This window comes from Streptomyces sp. UC4497 (assembly GCF_054871485.1).
On sequence record NZ_JBTYHB010000007.1, the window covers coordinates 98,473 to 118,654 of the forward strand.

General features: G+C 69.6%; 20 protein-coding genes. 17 read left to right on the plus strand and 3 right to left on the minus strand.

Annotated elements, in window-relative coordinates:
• Nucleotides 1-253: 253 nt before the first annotated feature.
• The 11 genes from ACYSUO_RS12335 to ACYSUO_RS12385 all read left to right on the plus strand — a co-directional run bounded on the left by ACYSUO_RS12335 (nucleotide 254) and on the right by ACYSUO_RS12385 (nucleotide 9,687).
• Complete coding sequence (locus ACYSUO_RS12335; protein WP_461776111.1) at nucleotides 254-1,195, plus strand: hypothetical protein; 942 nt, start codon at nucleotides 254-256, stop codon at nucleotides 1,193-1,195.
• 26 nt (nucleotides 1,196-1,221) lie between these two features.
• Nucleotides 1,222-1,941 (plus strand): Flp pilus assembly protein CpaB, encoded by a 720-nt coding sequence (gene cpaB / locus ACYSUO_RS12340; protein WP_461776112.1) that lies wholly within the window; start codon nucleotides 1,222-1,224, stop codon nucleotides 1,939-1,941.
• Nucleotides 1,942-2,137: 196 nt separating this feature from the next.
• On the plus strand, nucleotides 2,138-3,724 hold the full coding sequence (locus ACYSUO_RS12345; protein WP_461776113.1) for an AAA family ATPase: 1,587 nt from the start codon (nucleotides 2,138-2,140) through the stop codon (nucleotides 3,722-3,724).
• Nucleotides 3,725-3,879: 155 nt separating this feature from the next.
• Nucleotides 3,880-4,209 (plus strand): TadE/TadG family type IV pilus assembly protein, encoded by a 330-nt coding sequence (locus ACYSUO_RS12350; protein ID WP_461776114.1) that lies wholly within the window; start codon nucleotides 3,880-3,882, stop codon nucleotides 4,207-4,209.
• Nucleotides 4,210-4,211: 2 nt separating this feature from the next.
• Nucleotides 4,212-5,591 carry a CpaF family protein gene (locus tag ACYSUO_RS12355; RefSeq protein ID WP_461776115.1) on the plus strand — a complete coding sequence of 460 codons (1,380 nt, stop codon included), beginning with the start codon at nucleotides 4,212-4,214 and terminating at the stop codon, nucleotides 5,589-5,591.
• Complete coding sequence (locus ACYSUO_RS12360) at nucleotides 5,588-6,544, plus strand: type II secretion system F family protein (protein ID WP_461776116.1); 957 nt, start codon at nucleotides 5,588-5,590, stop codon at nucleotides 6,542-6,544. Before ACYSUO_RS12355 ends, ACYSUO_RS12360 begins: the two co-directional genes overlap by 4 nt.
• A gap of 7 nt (nucleotides 6,545-6,551) precedes the next feature.
• Nucleotides 6,552-7,454, plus strand: coding sequence for a DUF5936 domain-containing protein (locus ACYSUO_RS12365; protein ID WP_461776117.1), 903 nt, complete (start codon nucleotides 6,552-6,554; stop codon nucleotides 7,452-7,454).
• A gap of 177 nt (nucleotides 7,455-7,631) precedes the next feature.
• Nucleotides 7,632-7,841 carry a hypothetical protein gene (locus ACYSUO_RS12370; protein WP_406514780.1) on the plus strand — a complete coding sequence of 70 codons (210 nt, stop codon included), beginning with the start codon at nucleotides 7,632-7,634 and terminating at the stop codon, nucleotides 7,839-7,841.
• A gap of 35 nt (nucleotides 7,842-7,876) precedes the next feature.
• Nucleotides 7,877-8,449: a pilus assembly protein TadG-related protein gene (locus ACYSUO_RS12375; protein WP_461776118.1), complete on the plus strand. Its 573-nt coding sequence runs from the start codon at nucleotides 7,877-7,879 to the stop codon at nucleotides 8,447-8,449.
• A 21-nt stretch (nucleotides 8,450-8,470) separates the two neighbouring features.
• Entirely contained in the window at nucleotides 8,471-9,058 is a 588-nt protein-coding gene (locus tag ACYSUO_RS12380; RefSeq protein WP_461776119.1) for a hypothetical protein, read from the plus strand.
• A 2-nt stretch (nucleotides 9,059-9,060) separates the two neighbouring features.
• Complete coding sequence (locus tag ACYSUO_RS12385) at nucleotides 9,061-9,687, plus strand: OmpA family protein (RefSeq protein WP_461776120.1); 627 nt, start codon at nucleotides 9,061-9,063, stop codon at nucleotides 9,685-9,687.
• 36 nt (nucleotides 9,688-9,723) lie between these two features.
• On the opposite strand, the gene ACYSUO_RS12390 is transcribed toward ACYSUO_RS12385, so the two are convergent.
• Nucleotides 9,724-11,034 carry a cytochrome P450 gene (locus ACYSUO_RS12390; RefSeq protein ID WP_461776121.1) on the minus strand — a complete coding sequence of 437 codons (1,311 nt, stop codon included), beginning with the start codon at nucleotides 11,032-11,034 and terminating at the stop codon, nucleotides 9,724-9,726.
• Nucleotides 11,035-11,241: 207 nt separating this feature from the next.
• Here ACYSUO_RS12390 and ACYSUO_RS12395 point away from each other — a divergent pair, with 207 nt between their 5' ends.
• Complete coding sequence (locus tag ACYSUO_RS12395) at nucleotides 11,242-12,033, plus strand: class I SAM-dependent methyltransferase (RefSeq protein ID WP_461776122.1); 792 nt, start codon at nucleotides 11,242-11,244, stop codon at nucleotides 12,031-12,033.
• Between the two features lie 64 nt (nucleotides 12,034-12,097).
• Nucleotides 12,098-12,790 carry a DUF6882 domain-containing protein gene (locus ACYSUO_RS12400; protein WP_461776123.1) on the plus strand — a complete coding sequence of 231 codons (693 nt, stop codon included), beginning with the start codon at nucleotides 12,098-12,100 and terminating at the stop codon, nucleotides 12,788-12,790.
• 21 nt (nucleotides 12,791-12,811) lie between these two features.
• Here ACYSUO_RS12400 and ACYSUO_RS12405 read toward each other — a convergent pair whose 3' ends face one another.
• On the minus strand, nucleotides 12,812-13,162 hold the full coding sequence (locus ACYSUO_RS12405; protein ID WP_399227676.1) for an ArsR/SmtB family transcription factor: 351 nt from the start codon (nucleotides 13,160-13,162) through the stop codon (nucleotides 12,812-12,814).
• A 702-nt stretch (nucleotides 13,163-13,864) separates the two neighbouring features.
• Nucleotides 13,865-14,902 carry an L-glyceraldehyde 3-phosphate reductase gene (mgrA, locus tag ACYSUO_RS12410; RefSeq protein WP_461776124.1) on the minus strand — a complete coding sequence of 346 codons (1,038 nt, stop codon included), beginning with the start codon at nucleotides 14,900-14,902 and terminating at the stop codon, nucleotides 13,865-13,867.
• Between the two features lie 108 nt (nucleotides 14,903-15,010).
• On the opposite strand from mgrA, the gene ACYSUO_RS12415 reads away from it, so the two are divergent.
• The 4 genes from ACYSUO_RS12415 to ACYSUO_RS12430 all read left to right on the plus strand — a co-directional run bounded on the left by ACYSUO_RS12415 (nucleotide 15,011) and on the right by ACYSUO_RS12430 (nucleotide 20,032).
• On the plus strand, nucleotides 15,011-15,784 hold the full coding sequence (locus ACYSUO_RS12415) for an isoprenyl transferase (RefSeq protein WP_327661786.1): 774 nt from the start codon (nucleotides 15,011-15,013) through the stop codon (nucleotides 15,782-15,784).
• Nucleotides 15,785-16,086: 302 nt separating this feature from the next.
• Complete coding sequence (locus tag ACYSUO_RS12420) at nucleotides 16,087-17,412, plus strand: PhoH family protein (protein ID WP_327661785.1); 1,326 nt, start codon at nucleotides 16,087-16,089, stop codon at nucleotides 17,410-17,412.
• Between the two features lie 418 nt (nucleotides 17,413-17,830).
• Nucleotides 17,831-18,556, plus strand: a complete 726-nt coding sequence (locus tag ACYSUO_RS12425; protein WP_461776125.1) for an aggregation-promoting factor C-terminal-like domain-containing protein — start codon at nucleotides 17,831-17,833, stop codon at nucleotides 18,554-18,556.
• Between the two features lie 108 nt (nucleotides 18,557-18,664).
• Complete coding sequence (locus tag ACYSUO_RS12430; protein WP_461776126.1) at nucleotides 18,665-20,032, plus strand: AI-2E family transporter; 1,368 nt, start codon at nucleotides 18,665-18,667, stop codon at nucleotides 20,030-20,032.
• Nucleotides 20,033-20,182: the final 150 nt, after the last annotated feature.

Genomic DNA, 20,182 nt, shown 5'->3' on the forward strand with positions numbered 1-20,182 from the left:
CGACACCGAAGTGGGGGAGATGTGGGGGGAGTTGAGGAAGCAGCTGCTGGCCGTACAAACTGGTCCAGACCATTGAACTTGTCAAGGGTTGTCACCGGCACTTCTTCGCCAACCCGCCCCCGACTCGCCCCCATCGCCCCGTGAACAGTGCGAAGTGGGGTGTTGCGGGGCGGCTGCGTGGATATGGTGCTCAGGCAGCGGCACCGCGAGGTGCTGCTGGAGGGACGCAGAGCGACGACCGGGGGGTTCACGCGTGCCGACCGCCATAGCCGTGACCGACCCCGACCTGGTCCTCGCCTCGCCGGACCGGCACACACCGACCGCCACCGTGCTGCCCGTGGGCGAACCGCAGCAGAAGTATCCGCTCGACCGCGCCCTGACCGACGTCCACACGCTGATCGAACAGCACGGCTACGTGATCGTGCTCTGCCCGGAATCGGCGCCGGACGCGACCGTGCACCGGCTGCATTCGATCCGTTCCGTGCTGGAAACCGACCGGATCGCGATCCTGCGCCCCGCGCTCCCGCCCCTCGGGCTCGCCGTACTGGCGCTGCAATTGCGCCAGTTGTCGATCTGCGACTTCAGCCCGGGCGTGCTCGCGTCGTCGGCCCGCCTGCTCGCGCACTACGTCTACGCGGGCGCGGTCGTCGGCTCGGTGGCGAAGCTGGACCGGGTCCCGGTCTCCCTGAAGGCACACGCGAAGTCCTGGTCGCCGAACGCCCAGTTCGCGGTGGTCGCCTCACCGCAACCCCAACTCCTGCGCCTGACGGGCTCGGAGACACCGACGGGCCCCGCCTTCGGGACCCGCATGGTCTACGCCGTCGGCCAGCACACCCCCGACTGGCTCACCGGCGTCCTCGCACCCGCCTGGCGGGTACAGGGCGTGACGCGGACGCGGCTGCCGGCCGAGTCACCCCGCTGGTGGGCGACGGGCAAGCCGGGCAGCCCCGGCAAGATCGTCGAATTCGCGGCAGCGATCCCCGACATCTCGGTCCTCTACCAACTCGTCTCCTCGGTCCGCCGCGAACAGTGCCACTGGTGCGGCCTCGAACTCATCGGCGACCGCTGCGGTTTCTGCTCCGCGCCGCTGGCGGGCGAGGCACCACCCGAGGGCACGGGCGCGCCGACGCGCTCGGCGCTCACACCCGCGGCGGGCTCGACCCGAACAGCACTCCCACGTCCGACCCACTCCTGACCCCTACCAACGAGGTTGCTCGGTCCATGAACTCACGTCAGCGCCGCGGCGTCATACTCCTGGTCGTCTCGGCCCTGTGCGCCATCGGAGCGTTCGCCGGTGTGCTCGCCGTGATCCGTGACGTGGACTCGAAGGTGGCACCGGAGACGGACGCGTACGAGCTGAAACAGGACGTGGCCCCGTACAAACAGCTCACGGCGGACCAGTTCGAGAAGGTGCGGATGCCGAAGCGCTGGCTGTCGGAAACGGCCGTCACCGACCTCGGCGACATCCGCGGCAAGATCGCCGTCACGCAGCTCAAGAAGGGCTCCCTGCTCCAGTCCGACATGATCGTCGACCGCCCGAAGCTGGAGGCCGGCCAGCAGGAGATCGCCATCATGATCGACGCGGAGACCGGCGTCGCCGGAAAGATCAACCCCGGCTCCAAGGTCAACATCTACGCCACCTTCAAGGCCGAGAACGACAAGCAGCGCGACCAGTCCAAGGTCATCGTGGAGAACGCCGGGGTGATCGACGTGGGCAAGCTGACCCCGATCGACCAGCAGGGCGCCGCGGACAGCGAGAACTCCACCCGCAGACAGGGCGAGGCCGTCCCGATCACCTTCGCCCTCGGCCCCGCGGACGCCCAACGGGTCGCCTACGCCGAGTCGTTCGCGACCCACGTCCGCCTGGCCCTGGTGGCCCCGGGCGACCCCGAGAAAATCACCCCGGAGGACCGCTCGTACACCTTGGAGGGCGACAAGTGAGTCCACTCCATCAAGCCCCTGCGGCGATTGAGCAGCGGGGTACGGGGCAGAGCCCCGCGTCCGCAACCCCGGTTCGGGCACAACAAGCCCCTCCGGCGGTACGGGCATTTAAAGCCCCGCCGGCGATTGAGGCGCGGGGCCCGGGGCAGAGCCCCGCGACGTCAACCCCGCCGCCGCGGAACGGAGCGTCCCGCCGATGACCACCCGTATCCTCCCGGCGGTAGCTGACCCGGAAACCGCCAGAGGCCTCGTCACACTCCTCTCCCAGCTCCCCGACGCCGAACCCGCCCCACCCGTCCCCGACGCCACCGCCCTGCTCGACACCCTCGCAGGCCTCGCGGCCGAGTCCCTGGACGAGCTCCCCGAGGTTGTCCTGGTCCACGACCGCATCGGCCCGGTCCCCGCCCTCGACCTCATCCGCGACCTGGTCCTCCGCTTCCCGGCGGTGGGCGTCGTCCTGCTCACCACCGACACGGGACCCGCCCTCCTCACCGCCGCGATGGACAGCGGAGCGCGCGGCATCGTCGCGTTCCCCCTCGGCTACGACGCCCTCGCGGAACGCGTGACCGCGGCGGCCTCCTGGTCGGCGGGCATGCGCCGGCACCTGGCGGGCGGCAGCGGAACCGAACTCGTCCCGGCGGGCGGCGGCGGCCGGGTCGTCGCGGTGGCGGGCGCGAAGGGCGGCGTGGGAACAACGGTCACAGCGGTCCAACTCGCCCTCGCCGCAAGGGCATCGGGCCGCACGGCCGCCCTCCTGGACCTGGACCTCCAGTCCGGCGACGTGGCTTCGTACCTCGACGTCCAGTTCCGCCGCTCCGTCGCCGACCTCGCCGCGATCCGCGACATCACGCCCCGCGTCCTCCAGGACGCCGCCTTCGCCCACGAGTCCGGCGTCGACCTGCTCCTCGCCCCCGCCGACGGCGAACGCGGCGAGGACGTCACGGACCGCGTGGCCCGCCAGGTGATCCACGCCCTGCGTGCCCGCTACGACGTGGTGGTCATCGACTGCGGTACGCAAATGTCCTCGGCGAACACCGCGGCCATAGAACTCGCCGACCAGACGGCCCTCCTGGTCACCCCGGACGTCGTGGCGGTACGCGCGGCGAAGCGCATGGTCCGCCTCTGGGACCGCCTCCAGATCCGCAAGGCGGAGGAGACCCTCACGGTCGTCAACCGCCACGCCCGCTCGGCGGAGATCCAGCCGACGCTGGTGGAACGGGTGACAGGCACAAAGACCGCCCGCACCTCCATCCCGGCCGCGTACAAGGAACTCCAGGCGGCGGTCGACGCGGGCCGCATGCAGGACCTCGACAACCGCTCGTCGGTCAAGCAGGCGATGTGGGCGCTGGCGGCGGAACTCGACCTCGTGGCCACGCCCGCACCCCCGACGTCGGGCCGCCGGGCCCGCCGCCGGGGCTCGGACAAGGGCGCGGTGACCCTCGAGTTCGCGGCGATGTTCCCCCTGATCCTGGTCGTCCTCGCCCTGATGTGGCAGTGCGTCCTGTACGGCTACACGTACTCCCTGGCGGGCAACGCGGCGGACGAGGCGGCGCGGGCGGCGACATCTGCTGCCGCGGGGAGCGGGGACATGGCAGGGGCCTGCGACACGGCGGGCCGCAAGAACCTGCCGGGGGCGTGGCAGGACGCCGAGATCACGTGCACGGAGTCCGGCACGGTCACCCGAGCGACGGTCGACGTGGACGTCCCCCTCTTCTTCCCGGGAGTGAACCCCGGCTGGTCGGTGAAGGGCGAGGCGGGCGCGGCGACGGAGGCGGTCCGGTGACGGGTCATCAAGCCCCTGCGGCGATTGAGCAGCGGGGTCCGGGGCAGAGCCCCGATCTTTCAGCCCCGCCGGCGTTTGAGGCGCGGGGTCCGGGGCGGAGCCCCGAGGCGTCAACCCCGCCGCGGCGAAACCTGTCCGGCGACCGCGGAGTCTCCATGCTGGAGTTCGCCGGCTTCCTCCCCTTCCTCCTCGTCATCGGCATGGCTGCCATCCAACTCGGCCTCGTCGGCTACGGCGCCAACCAGGCCGGATCCGCCGCCCGCGCCGCCGCCCGCGCGGAATCCCTGAACCAGGGCGCGGGTCCGGGCGCCGCCGTCGCCTCCGTCAGCGGATGGCTGACACCCGCCCCGGGTGCGTGCGGCGGCACCGGGACGGTCACCTGCACCGTCACGGTCCGGGTACCCGCGATCATCCCCCTCTTCGACGGGTGGGACATCAGCCGCACTGTGGCCATGCCCAACGACCAGACGAACGTGGGGAGTTGACGATGAGCCTGCGCAACCGTGTCGTCGCCACCCGTGACCCGGCGGGAGCCCCCGGCACCGCCACCCCCGCCGACCGCGACGAGGGCCTGGTGGCCGTCTACCGCACCAAGCTCCTGGAAGAGATCGACCTCGCGGAGATGTCGTCCCTCCAGGCCGCCGAACGCCGGCTCCGCCTGGAGCGCGTACTCGGCCACATCATCAGCCGCGAGGGCCCGGTCCTCTCCTCGACGGAGCGCACGCAGCTGATCCGCCGCGTCGTGGACGAGGCCCTCGGCCTCGGCATCCTCGAACCCCTCCTCGCGGACGCGTCGATCACCGAAATCATGGTGAACGGCCCGGACTCGATCTTCGTGGAACGAGCGGGACGGGTGGAGCAACTGCCGCTCCGCTTCGCCTCGTCCGAGCAGCTCATGCAAACGATCGAACGCATCGTCTCCACGGTGAACCGCCGCGTCGACGAATCCAACCCGATGGTCGACGCCCGCCTCCCCACCGGCGAACGCGTCAACGTGATCATCCCGCCGCTCTCGCTCACCGGCGCCACGCTCACGATCCGCCGCTTCCCGCGCGCGTACAGCATGGGCGAACTCCTGGAACTCGGCTCGCTCGACGAGCACATGCTGATGTTCCTCGCGGCCTGCGTCCGCGCCCGCTTCAACATCATCGTCAGCGGCGGCACGGGCTCCGGGAAGACAACGCTCCTCAACGCCCTCTCCGCCCTCATCCCCTCCCACGAACGCATCATCACGATCGAGGACTCGGCGGAACTCCAGCTCCAGCAGGAGCACGTGATCCGCCTGGAGTCCCGCCCCGCGAACGTGGAGGGCAAGGGCCAGATCACCATCCGCGACCTGGTCCGCAACAGCCTGCGCATGCGCCCCGACCGCATCATCGTCGGCGAGGTCCGCGGCGGCGAGACGCTCGACATGCTCCAGGCGATGTCGACCGGCCACGACGGCTCGCTCGCCACGGTCCACGCGAACACGGCGGAGGACGCCCTCACCCGCCTCCAGACCCTCGGCTCGATGTCGGAGGTCGACGTCCCCTTCGAGGCGCTGCGCGACCAGATCAACTCGGCGGTGGATGTCCTCGTCCAGCTCACGCGCGCCGCCGACGGCTCCCGCCGCATCACCGAGATCGCGCTGCTGATCTCGCACGGCCGCGAACAGTTCAGGATCGCGTCCGCGACCCGCTTCGTCGCGCAGCCCTACGTCTCCGGGGCCACGGACGACGAGATCCGCCGGGTCCGCGGCTACTACGAACACCTCCCGCTGCCCCGCCTCCTCGCCGACCGGCTCTACGTGGCGGGGGAGGCGGTGCCACCCGCGTTCGGCGTCGTGGAGTCGGTGGACGAGCGCAACACGAGGGAGGCGACGGGATGACGACTCCTGTCCTACTGGCGCTGGGGGCCACGGTCCTGGCCTGCGTCGTCGCGATCGCGGGCGTCCACGCCCTGGCCTCGGGTCGGGCCCGGAGCCAGGAACTGGTCGACCGGCTGGACGCATACCCGGCGGGCGGCGCCCCGGGCGCCGGCGGCGTGGGCGGCCGAGCCCGCCGCTTCGCCGCCATCGACCGCCGCCTGCGCCGCACGCGCCTGGGCCGCTCGGTGCACCTGCGCCTGTCGGCGACGGGCCTGGACGTGACGGCGGGCGAGTTCTCGGTCTACGTGGCCGTGGTCGCGGTGGGCCTGTGGCTGCTGGCGGCGTCGACACTGGCGCCGTTCTTCGGTCCGATCGCGGCACTGGTGACCATCTACAGCGCGCTCATCTTCCTCAACTGGCAACGCCAGAAGCGCATCGAGGCCTTCATCAACCAACTCCCGGACGTGGCCCGCCTCCTGGCGAACGCGACGGCCGCGGGCCTGGCGCTGCGCACGTCCCTCGCGATGGCGGCGGACGAACTCGAAGCCCCCGCAGGTGAGGAACTCTCGCGCGTGGCCGACCAGTTGGCCCTCGGCCGCTCGGTGGACGACGCCCTGGACGAACTGGCGACCCGCCTCCCCTCCCGCGAACTGGTCGTCCTGGTCACCACCCTGGTCCTGTCCAACAAGGCGGGCGGCACGGTGGTCTCCTCCCTCCGCAACCTCACCAAGACGCTGGAGGACAGGAAGGAGACCCGCCGCGAGATCCGCACGATGCTCTCCGAGGTCAACGCGACCGCCTTCACGGTTCCGCTCCTCGGCCTCGGCTCCCTCCTCCTGATCAACTCCTCGAACGACGGCGCGCTGGCGCGCGTGACGGACTCGGGAATGGGCAGGGCCCTGATCCTCATCTCACTCGCCCTCTACGGCATCGGCTTCTTCGTGATCCGCCGCCTCGGCCGAATCGAGGTGTGAGGGGACGATGTCGACAACGATGGTGGGCGTACTGCTCGCGGCCCTCGCGGGGGCGGCGACCCTGGGCATCTTCTTCGGTATCCGCATGTACCGCGCGGACGCCAAGGTCCCCAGCGACCTGGCCCTGGCCCTGGAGGTGGGCGCCAGCCGGGTCTCCACCACCGGCTCCGCGGTCGACCGCATCGGCATGCGGTTCGCGCCGCTGGTGCTGCGCCTCATGGGCCCGCGCCGCGTAGACGCCAAGCGCCGGAAGATCGACATGGCGGGCAACCCGGGCGGCCTGACGATCGACCGCTACGCGGCGCGCAGGGCGGTGTACGGGATGTTCGGCCTGATCATGGGCCTGATCTTCCTCTCCGCCGACAGCCCCCTCTTCGGCCTCCTGACCCTCGCCTTCGGGGCACTGGCCGCGGACGCCCTGATCTGGCAGGCGGTCCGCGACCGCAAGGAAGTCATCGACCGCACGCTCCCCGACTTCCTGGACGTCCTCGCGGTGGTGGTCTCGGCGGGCCTCGGCTTCCGCCAGGCGCTGGACCGCGTATCGGAGAAATACGAGGGCCCGTGGGCCGACGAACTCCGCATCACGCTCCGCCAGATGGACATGGGCGTCCCCCGCCGCCAGGCCTTCGACGAACTCCGCCGCCGCAACGCCTCCGAGCAGGTCGCCCAGTTCGTCTCGGCACTCCAACAGGGCGAGGAACTCGGCTCCCCGATCGCGGACACCCTCATCCAACTCGCCACGGACATGCGCCGCACGGACGCCCAGAACTCCCGCCGCAGGGCGGCGAAAACGATTCCGAAGGCGACGATGGTGACGTTGGTGTTCATGTTGCCGGCGACGATGATCCTCATCGCCACGGGAATGTTCCTGGGTTCGGGCTCGAACTTCGGCTCGATATTGGGCCGTTGAGAGACATGGGGCGGAGGGTGGCGATGGCGAACAGGGCAACGCGTCGACAACTTCCGGTCAAGCGCGACCCCTTAATTGGCGAATACGGGTGCAGAGGGTTGCGCTCCACGTACGTTGCGTGTGTTGATTTGCTTGCCTTGGCGAAAGTGCCGGAAGTGGTGAAAGGGGGCTCCCGTGATCAGGGACAAACTGCTCGGGGTGTGGGTGACGTGGACCAATGCGTTGGGGGAGAGGGCGCGGCGGGATTCAGGGGCCGGGTTTGTGGAGTATGCGGGGCTGATGATTTTGATCGCGGGGATTTTCGTCGCGATCGATCAGCTGGGATTGGACGGAAAGATCGGCACGGCCATCGGCACAGCAGTGGGCCGCGTCACGGGTGGCGGCTGAGCAGCCGCCTGCCGCGAGGCGATCGTGGCTCGACATTGCCGATCTACATCTGGCTCACCGGCATTCTGCTGTTCGCCGCGTTCGCCTTCTTCGCTTTTGCCCAGGCTGCATCCACCCGGAACGGTGCTCAGTCCGCCGCTGACGCGGCAGCGTTGGCGGCGGCCCAGTCCGCTCGTGAGGAGCTGATGCTGGGGTTGGGCGGGGCCCTTGAGGGAGACGGTAATTGGCTGGACTGGCTGGATGGCCGGGATCCCGAGGGGGACGGCCCGGCGGGGGCCGCGGCGAGTCGTCTGGCAGCGGCCAATGACGCGAAAGTCGTGAACGGTCCGGCCTTCACGAAGGTCAACGGCCACCCGGGTTACGAGGTTGGCGTGGAGACCCTCCACACGGTGGGCGACACGATCATTCCCGGCACGGAGAACGAGACGGCAAAGGCGCATGCCACCGCAGTGGTCCAGCCACGCTGCGACGTCCCCCTGGACGCCGATCCGAAGAAGCCCCTGGAACTCACCTGCGACGGTAAGGAACTGGACTTCGATCCGGAGGACTTCGACCTGGACGACCTGCCGGACGCGTCCGACCTGTTCGCCGTCCACCTTGCCGACTGACGAGAGAGGGAAGCCGCAGCGATGAACCTTCGGCGTACGACGACCACCCGCCGGGCACTGGCTGCGGCGACGATCACGGCCGGCCTGGTCCTGTCCATGGCGGGCTGTGGAGGTGACGGCGACAAGAACGAGGGAGATGCTGCGAAGTCCTCGGCTCCCGCGCAGCAGGGCAGCGACGGCAAGTCCAAGCCCTCGGCGCCCGCGACGGACAAGACGCTGGCCGAGGTGAAGGGCAACGGCATCACCCTCACGGTCACGTCGGCCACGCGCGACCAGGGCGGCTTCCTCAACGTCACCGGCACCGTCACCAACGGGACTTCCGCGCTGTGGCTCGGTACGCAGTGGAAGAGCGACGAGACCGAACTCCAGGGCAACGGCGGCTCCATCGCAGGCGCCAGCGTCATCGACCAGGAAGGCAAGAAGAAGTACCTGGTCCTCCGCGACACCCAAGGCCGATGCCTGTGCACGAAATTCGAGGGTGGCATCGATCAGGGCAAGAGCGTCGACTGGTTCGCCCAATTCCCCGCCCCGCCCGAGGGCACGAAGGCCGTCCAATTCCAGGTCCCCACCATGCCCCCGGCCCAACTCAACCTCACCGAGGGCGAATAACCATGCCCCGACGCCACCGAACCGCCACCGTCCTCACCGCCGCAACGGCCCTCCTGCTCACCACCGGCACCGTGGTCGCCCACGCCGACGACGAGCCGACCGGCGCCCCGCCCGGCAGCACCAGCAGTTCTCCGCCGCCCTCGGTGGACGCCAACAACCCCGGGTTGAAGCTCGCCGACGGGGCGACCCTCGCCCCCGCCAAGGTCCTGGACATCAAGTCGGTCGTCGAGGACCTCTCCGGCGAGGAGCGCCGCACGGACACCAATGAGGACGTGACGTTCGCCCTCCAGGCCGAGGTCCTCTTCCCCAAGGACAGCGCGAAGCTGAACCCCGACGGGAACTCCCGGATCCAGGCGATCGCCGACGAGATCGAGAACCAGAAGGCAAGCTCCGTACGGGTCTTCGGGTTCACCGACAACCTCGGCTCGTACGCCCACGGCCTCAAGCTCTCCAAGAACCGCGCGGAAGCCGTCCACGACGCCCTGACGGCGGCGCTCGGCGCGCAGGGCGCGAACATCACGTTCCAGGTCAGGGGCTACAGCGAGGACTACCCGATCGCGGACAACGGATCGGAGCAGGGCCGGAAGAAGAACCGCCGGGTCGAGGTCTCCCTCCCGAAGTCGAACTGAGAAGGGGGCCGGCCCAGGCCCACCCCCCCCCCGCGGTCAGTCCACGTACACCGGCAGCCGCTCCACCCCGTACACGATCGACAGCTTCCGGAACTCCAGCTCCGAGGGCTCCACCGCGAGCCGCAACTCCGGGAAGCGCCGCACCAGTTGGGGGAAGGCCGCGCGCAGTTCCATCTTGCCGAGTTCCGCGCCGATGCAGCGGTGGATGCCGTAGCCGAACGCCAGGTGCGAGGAGGAGGGCGGGCGCGCGGGGAGGAAGGCGTCCATGTCGTCGTCGGCCCCGCCGAGCCGGGGATCGCGGTCCGCCGCGCTCAGCGAGACGATGACTATGTCGCCGGCGGCGAGCGGCACCCCGCCGATCTCGGTGTCCTCGCGCGCGAAGCGTGGGAAGGCGGTCTGGACGACCGTGAGGTGGCGCAGGAGTTCGTCGACGAAGGGCGCCGCGACCGTCGCCGGGTCCTCCGCGTCGCGCAGGGCGGTGAAGTGCTCGCGGTCCTTCAGCATGATCATGGTGCCGAGGGCGATCATGCTCGCCGTCGTCTCCAGGCCACCGGTCAGGACGCCGTCCGCGAGGCCCGTGAGCTCCTCGTCGGTGATGTTGTCGCCGTGCTCGCGCACCAGCATGCCGAGCAGGCCCTCGCCGGGGTCGCGGCGCTGCTCCGCGACGACGCCGCGGAGGTAGTCGAGCGACTGGGAGACCGCGCCGAAGGAGGCTCCCGCGCCGCCCAGCACGTCGAAGCGGGCGACCGAGAACTGCTGGAACGCGTCGCGCTCCTCGTACGGGACGCCGAGCAGTTCGCAGATGACGAGCGCGGGGACCGGCATCGCGAAGTGCTCGACGAAGTCGGCGGTGCCGTCGGGCGACTCGCGGGCCGCCTTCTCCAGCTGCGCCAGCTGCTCCTCGATGATCGAGTGGATGCGCGGCGTGAGCCGTGAGAGGCGGCGCATCGTGAACTCGGGCGTCAGCAGGCGGCGCAGCCGCGTGTGGTCCGGCGGGTCACAGAAGCCGAGGCCGCCGGGGTGCTGCTCGGCATCGGCACCGCCCACCCCCACCAGGTTGCGGAAGTCGTTGCTGAACGCCTTCGCGTTGCCGAGGACCTCCTTCGCCTCGTCGTAGCCGGACACCAGCCACACCGTCATGCCGGGAATCGGCAGTTTGCTGACGGGTTCGCGGTCGCGCAGCGCACCGATCTCGGGGACCGGGTCGACGCCCTCGCGGCGCAGCGGCAGCAGCGCGGCGTCGGGGAGTTTCGACAGCACGGACAGGTCGAGGCTTCCCCCCTTTTTGCGCAGCCGGGAGAAGTAGAGGCGGGTCAGCCAGGTCGCTATCGCGGAACGTACGGACATGTGCTCGCATTTCTGCGGTGAGGCGGTAGGACGGACGGGCCTGATGGAGGTGTGGGGGCTGGAGAATGCCGGTGGGGAACGCCAAGGGTACGTGCGATCCCCCTGTTCTACGGAAGAGGGGCAACCCCCGCCCCCACCCGGGGGCTACCCCCAGTACCGCCGAAACCGAGATGAATCCGACCCGGTGTGACTGCGATCATGCGCATCATGACCACTTCCGACAACCTTCGTCCCACTCACGCGGACCGCCCCTACGACGAGCTCGTCGCGGAGGCCGTCGCCGCGCCCACCGAGGGCTGGGACTTTTCCTGGTTCGAGGGACGGGCCACCGAGGAGCGGCCCTCCTGGGGGTATGCCCGCCTCATGGGGGAGCGCCTCGCCGACGCGGAATCCGCCCTCGATCTGCACACCGGTGGCGGCGAGGTGCTGAACCTGGCCCCGAAGCTGCCGCCCCTGATGGCCGCGACCGAGGGCTGGCCCCCGAACGTCGAGAAGGCCACCCGCCTCCTGGGCCCCCGCGGCGTGGTCGTCGTCGCCTCGCCCGACGACGCCCCGCTGCCCTTCGCCGACGCGGCCTTCGAGCTGGTCACCGCCCGCCACCCGGTGAAGGCCCACTTCACGGAGATCGCCCGCGTGCTGCGCCCCGGCGGCACGTACTTCGCCCAACACGTGGGCCCCAGCAGCGTGTTCGAGCTGGTCGAGTACTTCCTGGGACCGCAGCCGGCCGAGGTGCGCGCGGGCCGTGACCCGCACGCGGAGCAGCGCGAGGCGGAGGCGGCCGGCCTTGAGATCGTCGACCTGCGCGCCGAGCGACTTCGCATCGAGTTCTACGACATCGGGGCCGTTGTCCACTTTCTGCGCAAGGTCGTATGGATGGTGCCAGGCTTCACAGTTGACGCCTACGATCCCCAACTCCGCGCGCTGCACGAACAGATCAAGAAGGAAGGGCCGTTCGTGGCCCACAGCACCCGCCACCTCATCGAGGCCCGCAAGCCCTAGCCGGGGCCCCAAGTCCCTTACGTAACTCTGGTCTCTACAGCCGTCTCGCGTAAGGTCCCGCCCCATGAGCCACACGCAATTCAGCCAAGCTTTCCTGTACGAGACCGAGCGGCACGCGGCGTGGGGTGGCGCTCAGCTCGAAGCTCTCATGGGGTTCCTGCCCGAAGGGGCGTCGTGGACGGCCGACCTGCCGACATGCCGCTACCGGCAGGGCCACGTGGACATACGGGTCGGCGTGCTCGGCACCTACGACGCCGCTCAGCGGTCGTGGATGTGGGGCTGGGCCAACCCCGAACTGCGCGGCACGCCCGTCGCGGCGCTCTCCGAACAGGTGGGGCGATTCGGCCAGAGTCAGGGGATAGCCGAGTTCACGACCCAGGTCCTCGACCTGTCCGGCTTCCCCGACCCCCGGCGGGCCGCCGAGACCCTCGCCTTCGCGGGGATGGGCGTGACCGGCGCTCCCGGCTACATCGGCGTGCCCGCGAACCCGGAGACCCAGGTCTACTTCCTGCCCGAGGATCCGCAGGTGCCGCGCGCCCCTCTTGACCCGGTCACGCTGCCGCGCACGCTCGTACAGGCCGAGGGCCTGCTCGGCGTCGACGCCAGGCGCCTGGTCGCGGGCTTCTTCGACCACCACGGGGTGGCGTACCAGGACAACGGCGGGCAGATCGCCGCGGAGCTGCCCGGTTCCGTCCCGGCCGAGATCGGCTTCGACGAGGCGGGCCGCATCGCCGGCATCCGCCTCGCCTTGCACTGAAGGCGGCGCGACCGCAGAAAGCTACGCCTCGTCGCGCAGTCCGAGGCGCAGGTGCTCCACATGGAAAAGCGCCTGGTCGAGAAGCTGCGCGACGTGGTCGTCATACAGCGCGTAGACGATCGAGCGCCCCTTGCGCTCACTGCTGACCAGGCCCAGATTGCGCAGCAGCCGCAGCTGGTGCGAGCACGCGGACTGTTCGAGCCCCGCCGCCTCCGCCAGGTCGCCGACCGCACACGGACCCTCCTGTAGACGCGCCAGAATGCGCAGCCGGGACGGGGTCGCGAGGGCCTGGAGCGTCGCCGCGACATCGGCCGCACCCACGGCGTCGAGCCGCTCGCGCGTGCTGCTCTTGTGATCGATTCCATGGCCCATGGGCTCATCGTATCCAGGCGACGACCGGCTTCCATGGCATGCGTGAATAGGTCTTCATGTGTTCCTGTACCGCGAGCCCCACGCCTGCACCCGTGCCCGCCTCCGCATCGACCGAGGTCGCCGCGACCGCCACCTGCCTCACCCCGAACCCCCGTACACAGAAGCCGAGTTGCTGACCCTGGCGGCCTCGGTGGGGCAATAGGGCGAACAGATACGTGAACTGGCGGAGCGGCCGATCCGGATCGTTATCGATACGCGATCGAATGCGGCCTAAGAATCACGTAAGTTCAGACCAACGGCAATTCGCGTGAGCAAAGCTGCGCGTCGGTACCGCGCAGTGGAGGGGGCTGCGCGGTACCCCGGCCGTCATCACGCCATTCACTGGTGGCGGAGCCCTGAGGGCCGCCCCCGCGTCAACCACGCGTGTGACACGGGAGAGGGACGCCACTCCGGGGGCGACGCGCCCCGCGAAACCGGACCGCGAACCCCGTCGAACCTGCTGCGGGACGGCTTGAAAGCCCCCTCATGGCGTCGCCGTACGACTCCGGAGCGTAGTTGTGGCACGCCGATGCGAGCGTCCGCACTTACGAAGGGTTATGGTGGAAACCCCCCCCTCGGGCCGGTCCGTATCCCCCCCCACGGACCGGCCCGTTTTTTCTGTCCCGGACTTCTCCGGGTGACCCCCACTCCCGTTACGGGGGTTCAGCGCCGGCCGTTCCAGATGTTCGTGCCCTCTGTGGAGACGGCGAACGAGTCGATTTCGGTCAGCTCCTCGTCGGTCAGCTTCGGACCGTCCAGCGCCGCCAGGTTCTCCTCCAGCTGCTTGACGCTGGACGCGCCGATCAGCGCCGACGTCATCCGCTCGTCCCGCAGCACCCAGCTCAGCGCCATCTGCGCGAGGGACTGGCCGCGGCGCTGCGCGATGTCGTTCAGCCCGTTCAGCCGGCGGACGACGTCCTCGCTCAGCAGGTCGGGGTCGAGCGACTTGCCCTGTGTCGCACGCGAACCCTCCGGGATCTCCTTCAGGTACTTGCCGGTCAACAGGCCCTGCGCGAGCGGCGCGAAGGAGATGCAGCCCATCCCGGCCGTCTCCAGCGTGTCCAGCAGATTGTCGTCCTCGGTCCAGCGGTTGAGCATCGAGTACGAGGGCTGGTGGATGATCGCCGGAACGCCCATCTCCCGCAGCAGGCGCGCCGCTTCGGCCGTCTGCTCGCTGGTGTACGAGGACACCCCCACGTACAGCGCCTTGCCCTGCTGGACGGCGGAGGCGAGCGCGCCCATCGTCTCCTCGAGCGGCGTGTCCGGGTCGAAGCGGTGCGAGTAGAAGATGTCGACGTAGTCGACGCCCATCCGCTTCAGGGACGCGTCGAGCGACGACATCAGGTACTTGCGGCTGCCCCACTCCCCGTACGGGCCCGGGTGCATGCGGTAGCCCGCCTTGGTCGAGAGGACCAGCTCGTCCCGGTACGGCGCGAAGTCCTGCGCGAAGATCTTGCCGAAGTTCAGCTCGGCGCTGCCGGGCGGCGGCCCGTAGTTGTTCGCGAGGTCGAAGTGTGTGACGCCCAGATCGAAGGCACGGCGCAGGATCGAGCGCTGGCTGGCAAGTGTGCGGTCGTCACCGAAGTTGTGCCACAGTCCGAGGGAGACGGCGGGGAGCTTCAGGCCGCTTCGGCCCGTGCGCCGGTACTCCATGGAACCGTACCGGCCCGCCGAGGCGACGTAAGGAGAGGTGTCGTTCATGGCTACGAAGCTACGTCAGGTCCCTGACACCCCACAGCCGGCACCCAGGTACGCCCGAGTAGGCTTCCGCCTTCGGGGACTCCCATCAGCACGGAGGGCAAAAAGACCGTGAACCTGCGCGACAGGCTGCGTGGCCTGCTGGTCAGGCTGTACGCACGCCGGGTGGAAGGCCACCTTGACCACGATCAGGCGCCCAAGCACATCGGCGTCATCATGGACGGCAACCGTCGCTGGGCCAAGGCCGCCGGATCCACCACCGCCCAGGGCCACCAGGCGGGCGCGGCGAAGATCGAGGAGTTCCTCGGCTGGTGCAGCGAGACGGACGTCGAGGTCGTCACGCTCTGGCTGCTCTCGACGGACAACTTCGACCGTCCCCAGGAAGAGCTGGTCCCGCTCCTCGGCATCATCGAGGGCGTCGTGCGCACGCTCGCCGAGGACGGCCGCTGGCGCGTGCAGCACGTGGGCAACACCGACATCCTCCCGTCGGGCATGCAGGCCGTGCTCAAGGAGGCCGAGGAGTCCACCGCGGAGCGCGACGGAATAGTGGTCAACGTCGCGATCGGCTACGGCGGCCGCCAGGAGATCGCCGACGCCGTCCGCTCGATGCTGCTCGACGCCTCCGACAAGGGGCAGTCGCTGGAGGACGTCGCCGACACCGTCACCGTCGACGCCATCGGCAAGCACCTCTACACCAAGGAACAGCCCGACCCGGATCTGGTCATCCGCACCAGCGGCGAGCAGCGGCTGTCCGGGTTCATGCTCTGGCAGACGGCCCACTCCGAGTACTACTTCTGTGAAGTCTTCTGGCCGGCCTTCCGCAAGGTCGACTTCCTGCGCGCGATGCGCGACTACGCGCTGCGCCACCGCCGTTTCGGCGGCTGACCACCGGTCACCGGGAGACGTACGTCATCAGGAGTTAACGCACGCGCCGTCATGTGCTTTTGCATGGCGGCGCTTGTTCGAGGGAATAAGCCTTCCAAGTCGGTGTCCGAGCCAAGGACACCGCATCTCAGCGGACGGCACGGGGCCGTCCGCCCGGGAGGCCCTTTGCACCAGGACGACCGTACGCAAGTGGGTACGGAAGACGCCTTGGAGGGCCGGTTCTCGGCCCGCGCAAGCGGCCCACGAACCGGTCCCGAAAACTCCGTCGCTCCCCGACCTCATCCGAGGGGGTACGTCCTTCCGTGGTGACCAGTAACAAGCGCCTTCCCAAGCCCGACCGGCGCACTTATGTTCTCGACACCAGCGTCCTGCTGGCCGATCCGAACTCCATGACCCGTTTCGACGAACACGAAGTGGTCCTTCCTGTCGTCGTGGTCACCGAGTTGGAGGCCAAACGGCATCATCCGGAGCTGGGTTACTTCGCCAGGCAGGCCCTGCGCCTGCTCGACGACTACCGGATCCGCCACGGACGCCTGGATGCGCCGATCCCTACCGGCGAACTGGGCGGCACCCTGCGCGTCGAGCTCAACCACTCCGATCCCAGCGTGCTGCCCTCGGGCTACCGCCTGGGGGACAACGACAGCCGCATCCTGGCGGTCGCCCGCAATCTGCAGGCCGAGGGATACGACGTCACCGTCGTGTCGAAGGACCTGCCGCTGCGGATCAAGGCGTCCTCCGTGGGGCTTCTCGCCGAGGAGTACCGCGCCGAACTCGCCATCACGGACTCCGGCTGGACCGGCATGTCCGAACTGACGCTGCCCGCCGAGCAGGTCGACCTCCTCTTCGAAGAGGACACCCTCTACGTTCCCGAGGCCGCCGACCTTCCCGTGCACACGGGTCTGACGATCCAGTCCGAGCGCGGAAAGGCGCTCGGCCGCGTCACACCCGAGGGCAACGTCCGCCTGGTGCGCGGCGATCGGGAGGCCTTCGGCCTCAAGGGGCGCAGCGCCGAGCAGCGGATCGCCCTCGATCTGCTGCTCGATCCGGACGTCGGGATCATCTCGATGGGCGGCCGGGCCGGCACCGGCAAGTCCGCGCTCGCGCTCTGCGCGGGCCTGGAGGCCGTCCTGGAGCGGCGCCAGCACCAGAAGGTGATGGTCTTCCGGCCGCTCTACGCCGTCGGCGGTCAGGAGCTCGGCTATCTGCCGGGCAGCGAGGCCGAGAAGATGGGGCCGTGGGCGCAGGCGGTCTTCGACACGCTGTCCGCCGTCACCTCGCGCGAGGTGATCGAAGAGGTCACCGCCCGGGGGATGCTGGAGGTCCTGCCGCTCACCCACATCAGGGGCCGCTCGCTGCACGACGCGTTCGTGATCGTGGACGAGGCGCAGTCCCTGGAGCGGAACGTCCTTCTGACGGTCCTTTCACGCATTGGGGCGAACTCGCGTGTCGTCCTCACCCATGACGTCGCGCAGCGCGACAACCTCCGCGTCGGCCGGTACGACGGGGTGGTCGCGGTCGTCGAGAAGCTGAAGGGACATCCGCTCTTCGCGCACGTCACACTCACCCGATCGGAAAGGTCGCAGATCGCGGCCCTGGTGACCGAAATGCTGGAGGACGGTCAGATCTAGTCCGTACAGGGCCTGTTCGTCCCTTTTGGCGCCGTTCGGCAAGGCGGGAGAGCCTAGCCGGGCGGCGCCGCGGCGTGTGCTCGTTTCCGAAAATCCCGGGGAGCAAACGAGGTGTGACCTTTCACACGCGGTGGGGAATTGCCTTGCCATGCTCGGATACGGCAGAGTCACCGTCCTGTCAGGCCCCGCATACGACACTTGCGTGCCCCCAGCGGTACGAAACAACAGCAGCACCCGCTGCACCTGAACTACATAGAGGCCGTCGTATGCCGCCCGAGCACCATGCGGCGCTCCCGTCACGGGAGTTGTCCACCGGGCCCGTGTCTCCCGTGACCCCGCAGTTGTGGAGACCAGTGTCAGGGGCAAGATTGCGTCCGCGACGGTCACGTTCAAGCGGGCGATGCTGGAAGGAAACCGTGTGAGCCGGATTTCGGTCCGGGGATTCGCAGTGGCCTCGGCCACCGCGGTCACCACAGTCGGCGCCGTCGTGGGTGTTGCCTCGGGCAGCACCGGTCAGCCCTCCCCGGAGGCTGCTGAGGCAACGGCGAGCGACTCGACCCTCCTCGCAGACATCCCTGCCGGTCAGCAGGCGCAGGTGCAGACCTCGTCGCTGAAGCAGCAGGCGCAGACCCAGGCCATCGCGGCCGACACGGCTGCGCAGAAGTCCGCCGAGGAGTCCGCCCGGAAGCAGGCAGCCGAGGACGCGGTCGCCAAGCAGCAGGCCGCACAGGACGCCAAGGAGGCCAAGGAGAAGGCCGAGAAGGAGGCCAAGGAGCGGGAGGCAGCCAAGAAGGCGGCCGCCAGCCGTTCGGCCACCCGCGACGCCTCCGACTTCACGGCACAGTCTTCGTACAGCGTCGCCCAGGTCCAGTCGATGGCGCGTCAGATGGTGCCGTCGGGTCAGTTCCAGTGCTTCAGCAACATCGTGGACCACGAGTCCAGCTGGAACTACAAGGCCGTCAACGCCTCGTCCGGTGCCTACGGTCTCTTCCAGGCGCTGCCCGGCACCAAGATGTCGTCGGCCGGCGCGGACTGGCAGACGAACCCGGCCACGCAGATAAAGTGGGGCCTCGGTTACATGAACGACCGCTATGGCAGCCCCTGCGAGGCCTGGTCGTTCTGGCAGGCCAACAACTGGTACTGAGCAACCAGTAGTTCGCAACCTCGCGAAGCCCCTCACCGTCCTCACGGTGAGGGGCTTCGACGTTGTCACGCGGTACGGTCGGGGCCACAGGCTCAAAGAGGACGGATGATGTCGCGAGTTCCAGGGTGGCTCGGCCGGGTCGGCGCGGGAATCAGCAAGGTGGGCGAGCGCCTGGACGAGCGCCGCGCGGAGGCCGAACGGGCGGAGGCGGAGGAGCTGCCGCCCCGGCCGACGCGGGCGCCGGCGGTGGCTCCCGCGCCGGATCCCGGTGCGCCGGGCCCGGCCGAAGCGCAGCCCGCGCACGACACGGACCACGTGCCCGCACCGCCCGCGTACGCGCCGGCCGTCTCCCCGCGTCCCGAGCCGACCGCCGCCGTGCCGTGGGGCCTTCGGGTCGCGGCCGAGGCGGGCTGGCGGCTCCTGGTGCTCGCCGGGACGCTCTGGGTCCTGATGAAGGTCATCAGCTCGGTGCAGCTGGTGGTGTTCGCGTTCATCGCGGCGCTGCTGATCACCGCGCTGCTCCAGCCGACGGTGGCGCGCCTCATGCGCAGGGGAGTGCCCAGGGGCCTCGCGACGGCCCTGACGGCCGTCCTCGGCTTCGTCATCATGGGGCTCGTCGGCTGGTTCGTGGTCTGGCAGGTCCAGGAGAACATCGACCAGCTGTCCGAGCAGGTCCAGGACGGCATCGACGATCTGCGCAGGTGGCTGCTGAACAGCCCCTTCCACGTGACCGACGGTCAGATCAACGACATCGCCAAGTCGTTGCGTGACGCGGTCGGCGCGAACACGGACGAGATCACGTCGGCCGGTCTTGAAGGCGTCACCGTCATCGTCGAGGCGCTGACGGGCGTACTCCTGACGATCTTCTCGACGCTGTTCCTGCTCTACGACGGCCGGCGCATCTGGCAGTGGACCCTGGGGCTCGTCCCCGCGCAGGCCCGTCCCGGCATCGCGGGCGCGGGGCCGAGGGCCTGGCGCACGCTCACGGCGTACGTCCGCGGGACGGTGATAGTGGCACTGATCGACGCCATCTTCATCGGCCTGGGGATCTTCTTCCTCGGCGTCCCGATGGCCGTGCCCCTGGCGGTCTTCATCTTCCTGTTCGCGTTCATCCCGCTGGTGGGCGCCGTCGTCTCCGGCGCGCTCGCCGTGGTCGTCGCGCTGGTGACGCAGGGCGTGTTCGCCGCGGTGATGACGCTGGGCGTGGTGCTCGCGGTGCAGCAGATCGAGGGCCACATCCTGCAGCCCTTCATCCTGGGCCGCGCGGTCCGGGTCCACCCCCTGGCCGTCGTCCTGGCGGTCGCCGCGGGCGGCATGGTCTCCGGCATCGGCGGAGCGGTGGTGGCGGTGCCGCTGGTGGCGGTCACGAACACGGTGGTCGTCTACCTACGGGCGTGGTCCCGGGAGGCGCACCTCAGCGGCACGCCGGAGCCACGGGGCGCCACGGCGGTCGACTCAAGCCCCGCTGGCAAATAGGGCCCCGGGGCGGGTGAGTAAATCCAGCCCCGCCGGCGATTGAGGCGCGGGGGCCGGGGCAGCGCCCCGCGACATGGGAAACGGGGGCCGGAATCATCCGGCCCCCGTTCCTTACGCCTCGGGGCTCTGCCCCGGACCCCGCTGCTCAAT